Annotated in this window: 14 protein-coding genes; 10 read left to right on the top strand and 4 right to left on the bottom strand. The window is 59.1% G+C overall.

Features of this window, described 5'->3' with window-relative positions:
* Nucleotides 1-31: 31 nt before the first annotated feature.
* The 4 genes from PMI27_RS26095 to PMI27_RS26080 all read left to right on the top strand — a co-directional run bounded on the left by PMI27_RS26095 (nucleotide 32) and on the right by PMI27_RS26080 (nucleotide 4,587).
* Complete coding sequence (locus tag PMI27_RS26095; protein ID WP_008151738.1) at nucleotides 32-721, top strand: ABC transporter permease; 690 nt, start codon at nucleotides 32-34, stop codon at nucleotides 719-721.
* Nucleotides 718-1,431 (top strand): ABC transporter permease, encoded by a 714-nt coding sequence (locus tag PMI27_RS26090; protein WP_008151739.1) that lies wholly within the window; start codon nucleotides 718-720, stop codon nucleotides 1,429-1,431. Before PMI27_RS26095 ends, PMI27_RS26090 begins: the two co-directional genes overlap by 4 nt.
* Before the next feature lie 21 nt (nucleotides 1,432-1,452).
* Nucleotides 1,453-2,220, top strand: a complete 768-nt coding sequence (locus tag PMI27_RS26085; RefSeq protein WP_008151742.1) for an ABC transporter ATP-binding protein — start codon at nucleotides 1,453-1,455, stop codon at nucleotides 2,218-2,220.
* 789 nt (nucleotides 2,221-3,009) lie between these two features.
* Complete coding sequence (locus tag PMI27_RS26080; protein WP_008157340.1) at nucleotides 3,010-4,587, top strand: sensor domain-containing diguanylate cyclase; 1,578 nt, start codon at nucleotides 3,010-3,012, stop codon at nucleotides 4,585-4,587.
* A gap of 2 nt (nucleotides 4,588-4,589) precedes the next feature.
* On the opposite strand, the gene PMI27_RS26075 is transcribed toward PMI27_RS26080, so the two are convergent.
* Nucleotides 4,590-5,507 (bottom strand): LysR family transcriptional regulator, encoded by a 918-nt coding sequence (locus PMI27_RS26075; protein ID WP_008157339.1) that lies wholly within the window; start codon nucleotides 5,505-5,507, stop codon nucleotides 4,590-4,592.
* Nucleotides 5,508-5,629: 122 nt separating this feature from the next.
* Complete coding sequence (locus PMI27_RS26070) at nucleotides 5,630-6,004, bottom strand: DUF2784 domain-containing protein (RefSeq protein WP_008157337.1); 375 nt, start codon at nucleotides 6,002-6,004, stop codon at nucleotides 5,630-5,632.
* A gap of 233 nt (nucleotides 6,005-6,237) precedes the next feature.
* Here PMI27_RS26070 and PMI27_RS26065 point away from each other — a divergent pair, with 233 nt between their 5' ends.
* From PMI27_RS26065 to PMI27_RS31830, 3 genes are read left to right on the top strand one after another with little or no spacing between them, the layout of a single operon-like run.
* The gene (locus PMI27_RS26065) at nucleotides 6,238-6,936 is read left to right on the top strand and encodes an AzlC family ABC transporter permease (protein WP_008157336.1); all 699 of its coding nucleotides are present in this window, start codon (nucleotides 6,238-6,240) and stop codon (nucleotides 6,934-6,936) included.
* Entirely contained in the window at nucleotides 6,936-7,247 is a 312-nt protein-coding gene (locus PMI27_RS26060; protein WP_177327847.1) for an AzlD domain-containing protein, read from the top strand. Before PMI27_RS26065 ends, PMI27_RS26060 begins: the two co-directional genes overlap by 1 nt.
* Before the next feature lie 60 nt (nucleotides 7,248-7,307).
* Nucleotides 7,308-7,469 carry a hypothetical protein gene (locus tag PMI27_RS31830; protein WP_008157331.1) on the top strand — a complete coding sequence of 54 codons (162 nt, stop codon included), beginning with the start codon at nucleotides 7,308-7,310 and terminating at the stop codon, nucleotides 7,467-7,469.
* A gap of 66 nt (nucleotides 7,470-7,535) precedes the next feature.
* Here the strand turns inward: PMI27_RS31830 and PMI27_RS26055 are convergent, their stop codons facing one another.
* Together PMI27_RS26055 and PMI27_RS26050 are read right to left on the bottom strand one after the other, a co-directional pair.
* A complete protein-coding gene (locus tag PMI27_RS26055) occupies nucleotides 7,536-7,763 on the bottom strand; it encodes a DUF6555 family protein (RefSeq protein ID WP_008157329.1) in 228 nt (75 codons plus the stop codon).
* 91 nt (nucleotides 7,764-7,854) lie between these two features.
* Entirely contained in the window at nucleotides 7,855-8,124 is a 270-nt protein-coding gene (locus PMI27_RS26050; RefSeq protein ID WP_008157327.1) for a hypothetical protein, read from the bottom strand.
* 509 nt (nucleotides 8,125-8,633) lie between these two features.
* Here PMI27_RS26050 and PMI27_RS26045 point away from each other — a divergent pair.
* From PMI27_RS26045 to PMI27_RS26035, 3 genes are all read left to right on the top strand, one after another.
* Nucleotides 8,634-9,581 carry an ABC transporter substrate-binding protein gene (locus PMI27_RS26045; protein WP_008157325.1) on the top strand — a complete coding sequence of 316 codons (948 nt, stop codon included), beginning with the start codon at nucleotides 8,634-8,636 and terminating at the stop codon, nucleotides 9,579-9,581.
* A 100-nt stretch (nucleotides 9,582-9,681) separates the two neighbouring features.
* Nucleotides 9,682-10,581, top strand: a complete 900-nt coding sequence (locus PMI27_RS26040) for a polysaccharide deacetylase family protein (RefSeq protein ID WP_008157324.1) — start codon at nucleotides 9,682-9,684, stop codon at nucleotides 10,579-10,581.
* Between the two features lie 261 nt (nucleotides 10,582-10,842).
* Entirely contained in the window at nucleotides 10,843-15,678 is a 4,836-nt protein-coding gene (locus PMI27_RS26035; protein WP_024164520.1) for a beta strand repeat-containing protein, read from the top strand.
* Nucleotides 15,679-15,690 lie beyond the last annotated feature (12 nt).

Raw genomic sequence — 15,690 nt, forward strand, 5'->3', positions numbered from 1 at the left:
ACCTCGACCTAATAAGAACAAGGAGAGTGAAATGCTTCTGGAAGGCTTTGGCCCGCAGATTCTGCTGGGCACCCTGGCCACTATCAAACTGGCGTTGTGGTCATTGTTGATCGCGGTCCTGGCCGGGCTGCTCGGCGCCAGTTCCAAGTTGTCCTCCAACCGTTTGTTGCGAACGCTGGCCACCGGTTATACGACGGTGATTCGCAGCATGCCGGACCTGGTGATCATGCTGTTGCTGTTCTTCAGCCTGCAAATGCTGCTCAACCGAATGACCGATTGGCTGGGCATCGCTCAGATCGACATTGACCCGTTTCTGGCCGGCGTCATCACCCTGGCCTTCATTTACGGGGCTTACTTTACCGAGACGTTTCGCGGCGCCTTCCAGGCGGTCCCGGCTGGCCAGATCGAAGCGGCAAGGGCCTACGGCATGACCCGTGGCAAAACCTTTCGCAAAATCCTGTTCCCGCAAATGCTCCGTCACGCACTGCCGGGCATTGGCAATAACTGGCAAGTGTTGATCAAGTCGACCGCGCTGGTATCGATCATCGGCCTGACCGATGTCATCAAAGCCACGCAGGATGCGGGTAAGGGCTCGATGCAGTTCTTCTATTTCACGCTGGTCGGCGGCCTGATCTACCTCGCCATCACCACGGTGTCCAACGTTGTCTTGATGTGGCTTGAGCACCGCTATTCGGTGGGTGTCAGGAAGGCTGCGCTATGACCGGCATTCTCGAAAACTACTGGCAGGCGTATCTGTGGAGTGACGGGCCACACTTTTCCGGGTTGGCGGTGACCTTGTGGCTGCTGATTCTTTCGGTGGTGACGGGCTTCCTGCTCGCGGTGCCGTTGTCGATTGCCCGCGTCAGCCGCAACCCGCTGATCCGTCTGCCTGTCTGGTGCTACACCTACGTGTTTCGCGGCACCCCGTTGTACATCCAGCTGCTGTTTTTCTACACCGGGGTGTACAGCTTGCACGTGGTTCGTTCCCAGGACTTTCTCAACGCGTTTTTCCGTGACGGGTTCAACTGCACGGTGCTGGCGTTCGCGCTCAATACCTGCGCCTACATGACCGAGATTTTCGCCGGTTCCATCCGGGCGACTCCCCATGGCGAAATCGAGGCTGCCAGCGCCTACGGCATGAGCCGGTTCACCCTCTATCGCCGGATCATCCTGCCGTCGGCGTTGCGTCGGGCCCTGCCGTTTTTCAGCAATGAAGTGATTCTGATGCTGCATTCCACCTCGGTGGCATTTACCGCCACGGTCCCCGATTTGCTGAAGATTGCCCGGGACGTCAACTCGGCGACTTATGCATCCTTTGCCGCGTTCGGGATCGCCGGGGTGCTGTATGCCGGCAGCGCGTTTTTCCTGATCTGGCTGTTTCGTCGCGGCGAACTGCATTGGCTCGGCTACCTCAAACCGCGGACGCACTGACCCCTAACTGGACATGCTCGAATGTATAAATTGATCGTTGAAAATGTGCATAAGAACTACGGCAGCCATGAGGTATTGAAGGGTGTCTCACTCAAGGCCAGGGCGGGTGACGTGATCAGCATCATCGGCTCCTCGGGGTCGGGGAAAAGTACCTTCCTGCGCTGTATCAACCATCTCGAACAACCGTCCGCCGGGCGCATCATCGTCAATGCCGAAGAGCTGCTCACCCGCAAGAATTCGAGGGGGGATTTGTGTGCGGTTGACCCCGCGCAGTTGCAGGTCATGCGCAGCAAGCTGTCGATGGTGTTCCAGCACTTCAATCTGTGGAGCCACATGACGGTGCTGGAAAACATCATCGAGTGCCCGATGAGCGTGCTGGGTGTCAGCCGGGCGCAGGCTCTGGAACGGGCGCGGCACTACCTCGCCAAGGTGGGTTTGCCGGCAAAGGTCGAGACGCAGTATCCGGTCCAGCTGTCCGGCGGCCAGCAACAGCGCGTGGCCATTGCGCGCGCGCTGGCCATGGAACCGCAAGTGATGCTGTTCGACGAACCGACCTCTGCGCTTGACCCCGAGCTGGTGGGCGAGGTGCTCAAGGTCATGCAGCAGTTGGCCGAAGAGGGGCGGACGATGGTGGTGGTCACCCATGAAATGGCGTTTGCCCGGCAGGTGTCGAACCATGTGATGTTTTTGCATCAGGGCCGGGTTGAAGAGCAAGGGGCACCGTCTACTGTTCTGGATAAGCCTGATAGCGAGCGGTTGCAGCAGTTTTTGGCGGGAAGCCTCAAGTAGCTTGTTTTTTGTGTGTATATCCGTTTTTGCGGTCACGGCTGCTTAGGGGGTTGCCCTCGCTCCGGTCCTGCTCCGTGGGCCCACTGCGCAGAACCGGAACGAAGCCTCTCGAGGGGGCGAGTACCGCAAAAGCACCGCGAGGCGGCCTACCGGCCGGCCTGTCTCTTCAAGCGTACGCATTCCCCTGTGGGAGCGAGCCTGCTCGCGAAAGACGTGAACGATAACGCGTGCTGTCTGAATGAACGCGGTGTCCGGACGTTTTTCGCGAGCAGGCTCGCTCCCACAGGTACCGCGCCAGGCTCTGGCTCTGGCTCTGGCTCTGGCTCTGGCTTTTGATCTTGATCTGCTTGCCCCTTTCCCAGAGGCCGAACGCAGGCGTTGCGCAGGGGGCACCGCGGCAAGGATGCCGCGGTAGCCGCCCCCGGCCATGGATGGCCGATGGCGGCGGGCCCCCGGAGCAATGCCGGAGTGAGGGCATGCCGAGCCTAGGCGAGGCACCGAATGGAGGGGCAAGAGCCCTTGGTTACTTGGGGCTTTTCCAAGGGAGTCGCTGTAAAAGCGAAACCGCCAGCCGCCATCACCGCAGAAACGGATATGCCCCCCAACACCCCCAAGTGAACAGCATTACGCCGTTTGTCGAGACAGCCGTGCGAATACTTCTCGCGTAGATCAACCTATCGGGTGTTTGATGAGGCATAGTCGCCTGGCACCAGGCGGCTCATACCCGTCAGGGGTCAAAAAAAGGGCGAACGGGAAGATTCGCCCTGTGATCAATATTCAGGGAGCGTCATGGGTCATCCGTCCGTTAACAATCGAATTGAACAATCCCGCCATGGCGTGCCTTGGGTCCCCGAGCAAACCGGGGCCACACTCAAGGTTCGCTCAGCGGTGATTCTGCTGGTCGCGGTGTGCCTGTCCATGACGGCTATCGTGATTTGGGAAGCCTGGAACTCGCGCCAGTACCATCTGCACGACAAAGAAGTGGCGATGTCCAACCTTGCCCAGACCCTGGCCTCGCAAGCGCAGGCGTCGATCAAGCAAGCCGATACGTTGCTGTTGACCCTGGTGGATCGTCTTGAAAACGACGGCATCGACCAGTCCCGGGTACCCCGGCTGGAGCGGTTGCTCAAGGCCCAGCGCAGTGAGTTGAGCCAGCTCCATGGCTTGTTTGTCTATGACGAAGAAGGGCGCTGGGTTGCCAATTCCAACGGCGCCGTGGTGCCCGATGCCAACAACGCCGATCGTGAATATTTCATTTTCCATCGCGATCATCCCGACCGCGGTCCCCACATCGGCCCTTCGATCAAGAGCCGTTCGAGCGGTGAATGGATCATGACGGTGTCCCGTCGCGTCAATCATCCGGATGGCCGGTTTGCCGGTGTGGCGTTGGCAACGATTTATCTCAGCCATTTCCTCGGGCTCTACGACAGCATCGACATGGGTCATAACGGCGTGATCAACCTGATCGCCGACGACGCCACCATCGTCGTGCGCCGGCCGTTCAAAGAAACTGAAATCGGTACCAGCGTCGCCAAGGGGCCGCTGTTTACGCAACTGTTGCCCAAGGGCAATTCAGGCACGGCAACGGTTCCCTCCTATGTGGATGGGGTCGAGCGGGTGGTCGGTTTTCGCAGGGTCGACGGTTATCCGCTGATCATCTTTGCCGCGCTGAATAAAGATGAAGTCCTGGCCGCCTGGCGTAAGGAGGTACTGCTGAGTGCCGGGATCGTCTCGTTATTCCTGGGGTTTCTGGGCGTCCTCGGTTATCGCCTCATTCGCCTCATGAAGCAGCAAAACCACGTGCAGGGCGTATTGCTGGATGCGCAGGAAAAGCTCATCGAGGTCAACCGCAGTCTTGAGTTGCTGGCGCTGGAGGACGCACTGACCGGGCTGTCCAACCGGCGTCAGTTCGATCTGTTCATCCTCGCCGAAATGGGCCGCGCCAGACGCAACCAGACTCACCTTGCGCTGCTGATGATCGATGTCGATCACTTCAAGAGCTTCAATGATCTTTACGGCCATGTGGCCGGCGATGAGTGTTTACGCAACATCAGCACGATCATCAGGGACAACATCAAGCGCCCTGGCGACCTGGCTGCCCGCTATGGCGGCGAAGAGTTTGCGGTGGTACTGCCGGGGACCGACTACGTGGGAGCATTTCTGGTGGCGGAAAAAATCCGTCGCGCGGTTCAGCTGGCCGGCATCCTGCACAGTGAAGGTGCTGAAGGCACGGTGACGGTCAGCCTGGGGGTCGCCGCTTACAATCCGGCGTCACAAGCCCAGCCCAACGACCTGGTGGGGGCCGCCGACAAGGCGCTCTACGTGGCCAAGGCCAGTGGCCGGAACATGAGCGTCATTGCCAACTGAATTCAAACAAACCGGTCACTGCCTTGAACCAGTTTGGTAGACAGGTACGATTGCTTGAGTTTTTCCAGCCACCAGCCCAAGGCGCGGCCGTCATGATCGCCACGCCAGCCGGCATACAATATGTTTGGCTCGCGCGGGTCGGCCATCTGTTTTTCAACCAGCGTGCCGTTTTTCAGTAACGAGCCGACTCGATGCTTCGGTAACCAACCCACGCCCAACCCGTCGCACTGGGCGAGGATCTTGGCGCGCATGGTCGGCACGGCGAGCACCGGTTGGCCGCCGGAGACGCCGTAAGTGCTGCCCTCGGTAACCCGGGACGAATCGGCTACGACAATCGCCCGGTGTTGCGCAACCATGGCGCGTGAAATCGGCTCTTGGGCCTTGGCCAGTGGGTGCCTGGGTGAAACCGCGAACACCCATTCCATTTCCCCCAGTTGCATCCAGCGCAAGGAGGGGATCGCCGGTGGTTCGTTGGTGGCGCCGATGATCAAGTCCGCACGGCCTTCACGCAGGGCTTCCCAAACACCTTTCAGGACTTCCTGAGTGATGCGCAACGGCACGCCGGACTCCAGCGCATCGAACTCGTGAATCACCGGGATCAACGCTTCGAATTCGAGCAACTCATCGGTGACGATCCATAGCCGGCTCTCCCAGCCATTGGCCACTTGCTGCACCCGCTGGGTCAGCCGCGAGACGTCTTGCATCAGTCGCGCCGCCTCGTTCACCAGCAACTCACCCGCCGGGGTCAGCTGCAAGCGGTAGCGACGACGGTCGAACAGCAACGCGTCAAAGCGTTCCTCCAGTTGCCGCGCCGCGTAGGACACCGTCGAGGGCGCCTTGCCCAAGTGAGCAGCGGCCCGGGACAGGCTGCCGGTTTCGCGGATGGCTTCCAGCAAGGTGAGATCGTCAATCGATAACATGGGCGGAGTCCTTGAACGAACAAGATCAAAAGATCGTCTGAACGCAGCCCGAACCTGCGGCAGCTCCTACTCTGCGATATGCGTTTCCCGTAGGAGCTGCCGCAGGCTGCGATCTTTTGGTGTCAGGTTGCCCGACGTAACTTCCACAACCTGATCAACCGAAGGTAGACCAGCACGTTGATCGCCAGCACCACGCTGCCCAGTCCCAGCTGAATCGCCGGTGTCAGGCCTGCCGGGTAAATGACCGGCCATACGTAATGTTCGATGAAACCGCCGCTGTAACCGGTTTGCCCGGCTGCGTCGCGCATGAGGTTTTCCCACTGCGTCAGCGGGCAGTTCAGGTGGAAGACTTCCACCGACACGCCCCACACAGCCGCAGGCAGGTGCCACCAGATCAGGGGGCGCCATTTGAGCACCAGCAGCCCGCCGAACAGCACGAACAGAATGAACAACAGGTGGAACAGGACCAGCCCGTCGGCGGCGATTCGGTAAAGCATGTCGACTCCCTGACGCGTTATGCGAATGGCTCCATGGTACTCGGCCGGGTTGCTGACGCTCTATCGATTGTTTGCTGTTCAGCGCTGCGGGCACGACGAGGAAATTTACTGGGGGGGATCAAGCGTGCAGCCGATGAATGGAACAAGTTCGCGGAACAAGTGCGCAAGATTGTTCAAGCCAGCGGCCGCGACTGCTGGCACAGTCTGAGGTCTTTCCCTGGTTGTAGAGCGTTATGTCCAATTCACTCATGCCGCGCAGTGCCTTTCTTCGCGGCGCTGCGGCGATCATGCCGTTGTCCCTGGCCACCGCGCCCTGGGGACTTCTGGCCGGTTCCATGGCCATCGAGGCCAATCTCACGCCCCTGCAAGGCCAGGGGTTGTCGAGCATCGTATTCGCCGGGGCCGCGCAACTGGTGGCGATCGGCATGCTCAAGGGCGGTGCCGGGATCTTTTCGATTCTGCTGACCACACTGCTGCTGACCTCCCAGCATTTGCTCTACGGGATGAGCATGCGTTCGGTGATTTCGCCGTTGCCGGGGCGCTGGCGTGTCGGGTTGGGCTTTTTGCTCACCGACGAGCTGTTCGCCCTGACCAGTGCGCATGACAAACAACAGTTCAACCGCTGGTACGCGTTGGGCGTCGGCCTGACGTTCTACATCGCCTGGAACCTCTTCACCCTGGCCGGCATCGTGCTGGGCAGCAGCATTCCGGGGCTGGAACATCTGGGACTGGACTTCTCCATTGCGGCGACGTTTATCGCCCTGATCACCCCGGTGGTGCGGAACGTGCCGACCGTGGTGTGCGTGGCGGTGTCGTTGTTCTGCTCGGTGCTGTTCAGCTACTGGCAATGGGGCTCGGCGCTGGTGCTGTCGGGGTTGGCGGGCATGACCGCAGGCTTTATCTGCAACAAATTCTACGGTGGACGCACATGATGGTCTGGGCGGTGATTTTCGGCATGGGGCTATTGGTGTTCTTCAACCGCTATGTGTTTCTGGAACCGCGGCTGCCCGTGCGCTTGAGCAGCAATGCGCGGCAGTTCCTGGGGTTTGCGGTGCCGGGCATGCTGACGGCGATCTGTGGGCCGATCGTGTTCATGCCGGACAAGCAGCTGAATCTGCAGTGGGATAACCCGTACCTGATCAGTTCGCTGGTGGCGGTGGGGCTGGTGCTTTACACCCGCAATACCTTGCTCAGCATGTTGTTGAGCATGGGGTTCTTCTTTTTGCTGCGTTGGTGGCTCTAAGTCGTTCCCGTCGAAATTGTTCTACGCTTAAAGGGGACCCCTACAGGAAGAGAGGTGAGCATGGCTAATGATCCAAAGCGTCCGTACCCGGATGAAGATGTGGATGATGAACCCACGGAAGAAGAGATTGAGCGGCAACGGCGTTCGACGCCGGACTGGAAGCACCCCGACGACGGTAAAGAGCTGTCAGATCGCGACCAGGAACGTCCGCTGAAACCTTGACCGCGCTGCACATACAACAAAGCCCCGCTATCAAAGCGGGGCTTTTTCATTGGGCGATTTTTTAAATCAGATCGCTTCATTCCAGCGAATGTGCGTAATACCCAATTGCTGCGCCTTGATGCGCGCAGTTTCGAGGTTGGCGTGTGCGGCGATTTGACGACCGGAGTCAGGATAAGCATGGGCGGAAGCCGAATGTATCGCCTCGACATCGGAAAACTGTTCAGCCAGTTTGAAAAAGTGCTGACGAACGCCGTCGAACATATAGTGCACAGCATAGGGAACGAGTTTGCTCATATATTCCTCCTTGGACCGAAGCTCAGTTATTGAGAGTGGCTCGATGTCGGGTTCGTTCAGTTCTTTGGCTGAATGAACCCGGTCCATCAACTCAAACGTCTTCCAGCAGAAAATCGGGGTGGGAGGCCCGATAACCCAAGGTATTGTCGATCCAGGCGTTCAGCTCGTTGACCATGACCGGAGGTTTACCCGGATAGCGTTCGAGGGTTGAGCGAAGGAGGTTGCCGATAGTGGCAATTGAATGCAGGTTGCGGGTCTTTATGTATTGCCCGATATAACAGTCGAGTGGGTAATGTTCTGTCTTCGAAAGATAAACACACGCCAGACCATCGACTTGATTGATTGTGAAATCGTCGCGCAATTTAATTCTCTGCAAGGCTTGTTGTTGTAGGGATTTCCTTGGTTTATTGACTCTTTGGTCAATTGTGGGGTTCCGAAGGGAATGCGGCGCGCATGCTATCCATAGTTATTCTAAATGTACCGAAGTGTCGGACAGGCGGTTGCCCGATTAAAATCGCAAATAAAGCAGAGTGTTTCCTGTATGAAACAGCCTGTGTAACGTTCAAGCGATCAATAGGTATATATAACTGTTACTTATGCCTGCTTATAGGTCTGTATTGATACGTTAAAACTTCGCTGACTTCGCCCTGCAACAGCGCCATCCGCTCAGCGCGTTCTTTGGGGGTGGTGGGTCAAGCCATTCCCGCGCCGGCTGCGCAGAAGAAATGTTCACAGGAAAACAGTCTGTTCAGTCGCTGTTGCCGGGCAAACACTGTTCGCTGTGGGTCATGAGCTTATGCATTAATCGAATTTCAAAAGCTTCTTATAAGAGCGTTATGGTCTATCGCAGTAACCCTCAAGGAGCCTCCGATGAACCTGTCCCGATTCGTGCGTAGTCTACTAACCAGCGCACTATTCGCCGCACCACTGGCGTACGCCGCCGAGCCCGTCGTCCTGCACGTCGGTGATCAGAACTACTACAACGTTCGCGCTTCGGTGGAGGCGTCGGGCGTACTGAAAGACGCGCCGTATACCGTCGACTGGAAGCACTTCCAGGCCGCCGCGCCGCTGGCCGAAGCGCTGAATACCGGCGCGCTGGATCTGGGTTTTCTCGGCGATTCGGGTTTTCTGTTCCTCGCCGCCAAACAGGCGCCGGTGAAACTGATCGGCGTGTCGCGGCAGAACCCCGACACCATCGCCTTGCTGGTGCCCAAGGATTCGCCGGTCAAAACCATCGCCGATCTGAAGGGTAAGAAAGTCGCCTACTGGCCCGGTGCCTGGAGCCAGCAACTGACCCTGCGTGCCCTGGAAAAAGCCGACCTGCCGGAAGACTATGTCGACTTCATCAAACTGATGCCGATCGATGCCGCCGCCGCGTTGCCTCAGGGCAGCATTGACGCGTTCCCGGTCTGGGAACCCTACATCTCCCAGCAGATTCTGTTCTCCGGCGCCCGGCCGATCCTCACCGCCAAGAACCTGATGCCCGGCCTGAGCGCCATCGCCGCCTCGACGCCGTCGATCGACAGCAAACGCGAAGCCATTGCCGACTTTCTGGTGCGCCTGAAAAAGGCCCGGGCCTGGGTCGACAACCACACCGACGAGTACGCCGATCTCTGGGCGAAGAAAGCCAACCTTGACCAGAACGTGTCGCGCCATTGGTTGCGCCAGGCCCACATGACCGTTGGCCCGGTGGATGCGCAGGCAGCAAAGGATCTGCAAAGCACCGCGGACTTCCTGTTCAAGGTAAAAGCGCTGCCGGCCGCGTTGGCGACTGCGCCGATTATCGACAGCTCGTTTCAGCAGGCGTTTGCCCAGTAACCCACGATGCCGGGCAGCACTGGAACCAAACACTGTGTACCCTTATCCAACCTCGGCCCGCAGCGACCTGCGGGGCCGACGAAGGATAAATGGGCAAAACATGAAACGGCTGGTCAAGGTTCTATCTGCACTCATCATCGCCGCAGGGCTGGTGGGGTGCATCGCTTCTCCCATCGAAATGACGCCGCAAACCGAACAGCGTCTGAGTGCGCAACCACCGATCCGTTTTCTGCTGACCTTCGATGACGGTCCCAGCGCATCGAGTTTCTGGAACCCGACGATGACGGTGCTCGACAGTTTGGCCACTAACCCGGTGCAACCGAACCTCAAAGCGGTGTTCTTCGTGCAGACCCGTGCCTCACGGGCGGGCGGCAGTGAAATAGGGCGTCAGGTCATGCACCGCGAACAGGCCGAAGGTCAGATCCTGGGCTTCCACACGGCCACGCCCGGGCACACCAATCATCGATCCCTGGATCCGCAAGAACTGGAACAGTCCCTCACCAACGGCAGCGCCGACATCGCTGCGATCACTGGTGCGCCACCGACCCTGGTGCGCCCGCCATTCTGGAACTACGACAAGCGCACCTTCGCGGCCTATCAGCAACATGGCATGCATGTGCTGCTGACCGACCTTAGCGCCAATGACGGCAAGATCTGGGGCTTCAACGCCAGCCCCCGGCGGCGGGCCCACTTCTTGCGCACAATGTCCGAAGTGCGTGAGCGCATCGCCCGTGGCGAGTTACCGGTGGTGGACGGGGTGATTCCGGTGGTGGTGACCTTCCATGATCTCAATCGTTACACGGCCCGACATACTCGGGAGTACCTGCAAATCCTGCTCGACAGTGCGAGCGCTACAGGTCTGAAAACAGCCCGCAAACCTTTTTATGACGACACGGCAGCGCTGCAACGGGCCGCCATGGCGCGTACCGTCCGCGACGGCGCTGAGCCGGTCAAGTTGCCGGGGATCTGGAACTGGATCTGGAATGGGGATTCCCACTGAAAGATCGCCCCCATGACTCCGCTGAAAAAAGCTGAGAAAGCCGTTTAATTGGCGTCGGTTTTGCACCGTTACGCGCTTTTTCGACCCCGATTCACCCTTTTCCAACCGCTCGGCGGGAAAGCACCGAATTAGTCGTTTCTGGCGTTTCTTTTTTATGGATCCATCTATGCTCGTGATGGCTCTGTGCCGGCACCACGTCATGCCAGAGCCTTTTCGGCACCCCCCATTCAAAGAATTTTGCTGATTATCAGGTGACTAACCATGGCTGCTTTAACCTTATCGAACAGCTTCAGTTTTCTGGCGGATCAGGATTGGGAATGGGTCGTCACCAACACTACCAGTACCTCGCTGACCATCAGTGACGGGGTTCATACACAAGTCTTTACGGGTAACTTCACATACCCTTCTCCAGGCGTCGTCGCCGGTACCGTGACCGGCAGCACCTACAGAGAAAACGGGGTCCTCATCTACACCCTCACCGGGATCTCCAAGAGTGCGGCGCAGCTGGCCGAGTTTGCACAAACGCCGGGCGATACCCAGGCAACCTATGCCTCTATCTTGAGTGGCAATGACACCATCACCGGCAGCTCGGGCAATGACACCCTGTTGGGCTATGCCGGCAACGACCTGCTTGATGGCGGGGCAGGCGCCGACACCCTTGATGGTGGCGCTGGCAACGACACTTATATCGTCGATAATCTGGGCGATGTCATCAGTGAAACCGGCGAGGGTGCAGCGGGGGGGATCGATACCGTCATGTCGTCGGTCACTATCCGGCTCGCGACCAATATTGAAAACCTGACGTTTACCGGCACCGGCAACGCCAAGGCCAAGGGCAATGCCCTTGATAACCTGATGATCGGTAACACCGCCAATAACTTTTTTGACGGCTTCGGCGGCGCGGATACCTATCAGGGCGGTGTGGGTGACGATGGCTATGTCATCGAGTTGACCGACGACAACAAAGTGGTCGACGTCATTATCGAGAAGGCGGGCGAAGGCTACGATTTTGTCGAGATCTGGGGTGGGGACGCTAGCCTGGGAACTGTCAACATCACCATGGCCGCGAACCTTGAAGAGGCCGACGCCAGCTACAGCAACAGTGGTTCTCTGATAAATATCACGGGTAACGCGCTGGCCAACAACATCATCGGTAACGACGCAGCCAATACCCTGGATGGTGGCGCTGGCGCCGACATTCTGAGTGGAGGGGCAGGTGACGACACCTATATCGTCGACAGCATCGCCGATGTGATCAACGAAGGGGTCGATCAAGGAACCGATACCGTCAAGGTCGCCATCCCGACGGCCGGCGGCACCTACGTCTTGGGTGACAACCTTGAGAACGCCACGCTTATCAATACCGTCGCGTTCAACCTCACCGGTAACTCACTCAATAACGTGCTGACCGGTAATGCCGCCGCCAACGTGCTGGACGGTGCTGCCGGCGCTGACACCTTGCAAGGGGGGCTGGGCAACGACACCTACATCGTCGATGCGGATGACACGGTGGTCGAAGGCCTGAACGGCGGGGTCGACCTGGTCAAGTCGGACCAGACCTACACGCTGGGCGCCAACGTCGAAAACCTCACGCTCACCGGCACTGGCAACATCAATGGCAAGGGTAATGGGCTGGCCAACATCATCACCGGTAACGACGGCAACAATAAACTCGACGGTGTGGGGGGCGTGGATACGCTGATCGGCGGCAAGGGCAATGACCAGTATGTCGTCGACCTGACCGCCACCAACCTGCTGGAGGACAAGGTGGTCGAGATCGCTGGTGAGGGCATCGATACCCTGACGCTGGCCAGTGCGTTTACTAACACCACGGTCACCACTCTGGTCCTGGACGCCAACCTGGAAAACGTCGATGCCCGGGATACCGGCACGCTGTCGCTGAACCTCACTGGCAACGCTTCGGCCAACCTCATCCAGGGCAATGCCGGCAAAAACACCCTCAATGGGGGACTTGGCGCCGATACCTTGATCGGCGGCCTGGGTGACGACACCTACGTCGTCGACAACGTCGGTGACACCGTCACCGAGGATGCAGACGCCGGGACCGACACCGTCAACGTGGCCATCGCCCTGGCGGGCGGCACCTACACCCTGGGTGAAAACCTGGAAAATGCCACGCTGACCAACACCGTGGCCTACAACCTGACCGGCAACGAACTGGTCAACACCCTGACCGGTAACGCGGCGGCCAACCGCATCGACGGCGGCGCCGGTGCCGATGTCATGAACGGGGGCGCGGGCAACGATACCTATGTGGTCGATACCGTCGGTGAAACCATCATCGACAGTGCCGGCATCGACACGGTCGAATCCGCGGTGAGCTACACCCTGGGTGCGACGCTGGAAAACCTCACGCTGACCGGCAGTGACGCCGTCAATGGTACCGGTAACGCGTTGGCCAATATTTTGGACGGCTCGCAAAACAGTGCCGCCAACGTGCTGACCGGCCTGGCCGGCAACGACACCTACATCGTCGATGCGGATGACACGGTGGTCGAAGGCCTGAACGGCGGGGTCGACCTGGTCAAGTCGGACCAGACCTATACGCTGGGCGCCAACGTCGAAAACCTCACGCTCACCGGCACTGGCAACATCAATGGCAAGGGTAATGGACTGGCCAACATCATCACCGGCAACGACGGCAACAATAAACTCGACGGTGTGGGGGGCGTGGATACGCTGATCGGCGGCAAGGGCAATGACCAGTATGTCGTCGACCTGACCGCCACCAACCTGCTGGAGGACAAGGTGGTCGAGATCGCCGGTGAGGGCATCGATACCCTGACGCTGGCCAGTGCGTTTACTAACACCACGGTCACCACTCTGGTCCTGGACGCCAACCTGGAAAACGTCGATGCCCGGGATACCGGCACGCTGTCGCTGAACCTCACTGGCAACGCTTCGGCCAACCTCATCCAGGGCAATGCCGGCAAAAACACCCTCAATGGGGGACTTGGCGCCGATACCTTGATCGGCGGCCTGGGTGACGACACCTACGTCGTCGACAACGTCGGTGACACCGTCACCGAGGATGCAGACGCCGGGACCGACACCGTCAACGTGGCCATCGCCCTGGCGGGCGGCACCTACACCCTGGGTGAAAACCTGGAAAATGCCACGCTGACCAACACCGTGGCCTACAACCTGACCGGCAACGAACTGGTCAACACCCTGACCGGTAACGCGGCGGCCAACCGCATCGACGGCGGCGCCGGTGCCGATGTCATGAACGGGGGCGCGGGCAACGATACCTATGTGGTCGATACCGTCGGTGAAACCATCATCGACAGTGCCGGCATCGACACGGTCGAATCCGCGGTGAGCTACACCCTGGGTGCGACGCTGGAAAACCTCACGCTGACCGGCAGTGCCGCCGTCAATGCCACCGGTAACGCGTTGGCCAATATTTTGGACGGCTCGCAAAACAGTGCCGCCAACGTGCTGACCGGCCTGGCCGGCAACGACACCTACATCGTCGATGCGGATGACACGGTGGTCGAAGGCCTGAACGGCGGGGTCGACCTGGTCAAGTCGGACCAGACCTACACGCTGGGCGCCAACGTCGAAAACCTCACGCTCACCGGCACTGGCAACATCAATGCTACGGGCAATGCCCTGAACAACACATTGATCGGCAACGCCGGCAACAACCAGCTTTACGGTGGCCTGGGTGTCGACATCCTCAAGGGCGGCACGGGCGATGACCTGTATCTGGTCGATTTGAATGCCACGAACCAGTTGGAAGATACCCTGACCGAGAACGCCGGCGAGGGGGGCGATACCGTCCGCTTGCAGGGCGGAGCCGTACTGGCGTCTTCGAGCTTGCTGACCCTGGGCGCCAATCTGGAAAACCTCGACGCCAGCTTGACCGGCACCACGCTGCTCAACCTCACGGGTAACGCGCTGAACAACGAACTGATCGGCAATAGCGCGAACAACACCCTCGACGGCGGTGCCGGCAACGATACGCTCAACGGCGGTGCGGGCAACGACACACTCAATGGTGGGATCGGCAGCGACATCCTGATCGGTGGGCTGGGTGACGATATCTACACGGTCGACAACCTGGGCGACAGCGTGACGGAAAACGCTGCTGAGGGTACCGACCTGGTCAGGGTAGCCATAGCCACCGCAGGGGGGACCTACAACCTGAGCGCCAACGTGGAGTATGCAACGCTAGTCAACACCGTAGCGTTCGACCTGACCGGTAATGACCTGAACAACACCTTGACGGGTAACGCGGCGAACAACCGTATCGACGGTGGAGCGGGGGCCGACCTCATGATCGGTGGCGCCGGTAACGACACCTATATCGTCGACAATATCGGTGACGGAATTGTTGACAGCGCCGGGGTGGATACCGTCCTGTCCAGCATCAGTTACGACCTGAATGAGAACAGCGTCGAGAACCTCACGCTGACCGGCACAGCTGACATCGATGCTGACGGCAACACGCTGGCCAACATCCTGACCGGTAACAGCGGAAACAACAAACTCGATGGCTGGGAGGGCGTCGATACGTTGGTGGGGGGAGCTGGCAACGATCAGTACAATGTCGATCTGACCAGCACGAATGCGTTGCAGGACAAACTGGTCGAAGTGGCCAGCGAGGGCAACGACACCGTTGTGGTTTGGGGGGGGGTGGCGGGTCTCAACGTGGCCACCATCACCCTGGGGGCAAACCTGGAAAACCTCGACCTCAGCAATACCGAAGCTAACGTCAAGCTCAATCTGCTCGGCAACGCTCTGGACAACGTGCTGACGGGCAATACGTCGCAGAACGTGTTCACCGGGGGATTGGGTAGCGACACGTTCACGTTCACCAATCTGGGCCAGTTGGGCCTGACCAGTGCAAACTGGGACGTCGTCACCGATTTCACATCGGGTACCGATCATATTGATCTGACGGGGTTGGGCACCTTCCAACTGCTCGACAGCAATACGGCCTTTACGGATGCCGGGCAATTGAAACTGACCGATGGTGTGCTGTATGGGACGACCAACATCGGAGCTGACGCAGATTTCGCCATCAAGCTCACCGGGGTTGCCACTTTGACGCAGTCCGACTTCGTCTGAGTTGCAGCGCCA

The sequence above is a fragment of the Pseudomonas sp. GM41(2012) genome (assembly GCF_000282315.2).
GTDB lineage: Bacteria > Pseudomonadota > Gammaproteobacteria > Pseudomonadales > Pseudomonadaceae > Aquipseudomonas.

What these genes read in the sequence shown, in the direction of transcription:
- PMI27_RS26095 (WP_008151738.1), top strand. Translation starts at nt 32, where the DNA reads ATGCTTCTGGAAGGCTTTGGCCCGCAGATTCTGCTGGGCACCCTGGCC.
- PMI27_RS26090 (WP_008151739.1), top strand. Translation starts at nt 718, where the DNA reads ATGACCGGCATTCTCGAAAACTACTGGCAGGCGTATCTGTGGAGTGAC.
- PMI27_RS26085 (WP_008151742.1), top strand. Translation starts at nt 1,453, where the DNA reads ATGTATAAATTGATCGTTGAAAATGTGCATAAGAACTACGGCAGCCAT.
- PMI27_RS26080 (WP_008157340.1), top strand. Translation starts at nt 3,010, where the DNA reads ATGGGTCATCCGTCCGTTAACAATCGAATTGAACAATCCCGCCATGGC.
- PMI27_RS26075 (WP_008157339.1), bottom strand. Translation starts at nt 5,507, where the DNA reads ATGTTATCGATTGACGATCTCACCTTGCTGGAAGCCATCCGCGAAACC.
- PMI27_RS26070 (WP_008157337.1), bottom strand. Translation starts at nt 6,004, where the DNA reads ATGCTTTACCGAATCGCCGCCGACGGGCTGGTCCTGTTCCACCTGTTG.
- PMI27_RS26065 (WP_008157336.1), top strand. Translation starts at nt 6,238, where the DNA reads ATGTCCAATTCACTCATGCCGCGCAGTGCCTTTCTTCGCGGCGCTGCG.
- PMI27_RS26060 (WP_177327847.1), top strand. Translation starts at nt 6,936, where the DNA reads ATGGTCTGGGCGGTGATTTTCGGCATGGGGCTATTGGTGTTCTTCAAC.
- PMI27_RS31830 (WP_008157331.1), top strand. Translation starts at nt 7,308, where the DNA reads ATGGCTAATGATCCAAAGCGTCCGTACCCGGATGAAGATGTGGATGAT.
- PMI27_RS26055 (WP_008157329.1), bottom strand. Translation starts at nt 7,763, where the DNA reads ATGAGCAAACTCGTTCCCTATGCTGTGCACTATATGTTCGACGGCGTT.
- PMI27_RS26045 (WP_008157325.1), top strand. Translation starts at nt 8,634, where the DNA reads ATGAACCTGTCCCGATTCGTGCGTAGTCTACTAACCAGCGCACTATTC.
- PMI27_RS26040 (WP_008157324.1), top strand. Translation starts at nt 9,682, where the DNA reads ATGAAACGGCTGGTCAAGGTTCTATCTGCACTCATCATCGCCGCAGGG.
- PMI27_RS26035 (WP_024164520.1), top strand. Translation starts at nt 10,843, where the DNA reads ATGGCTGCTTTAACCTTATCGAACAGCTTCAGTTTTCTGGCGGATCAG.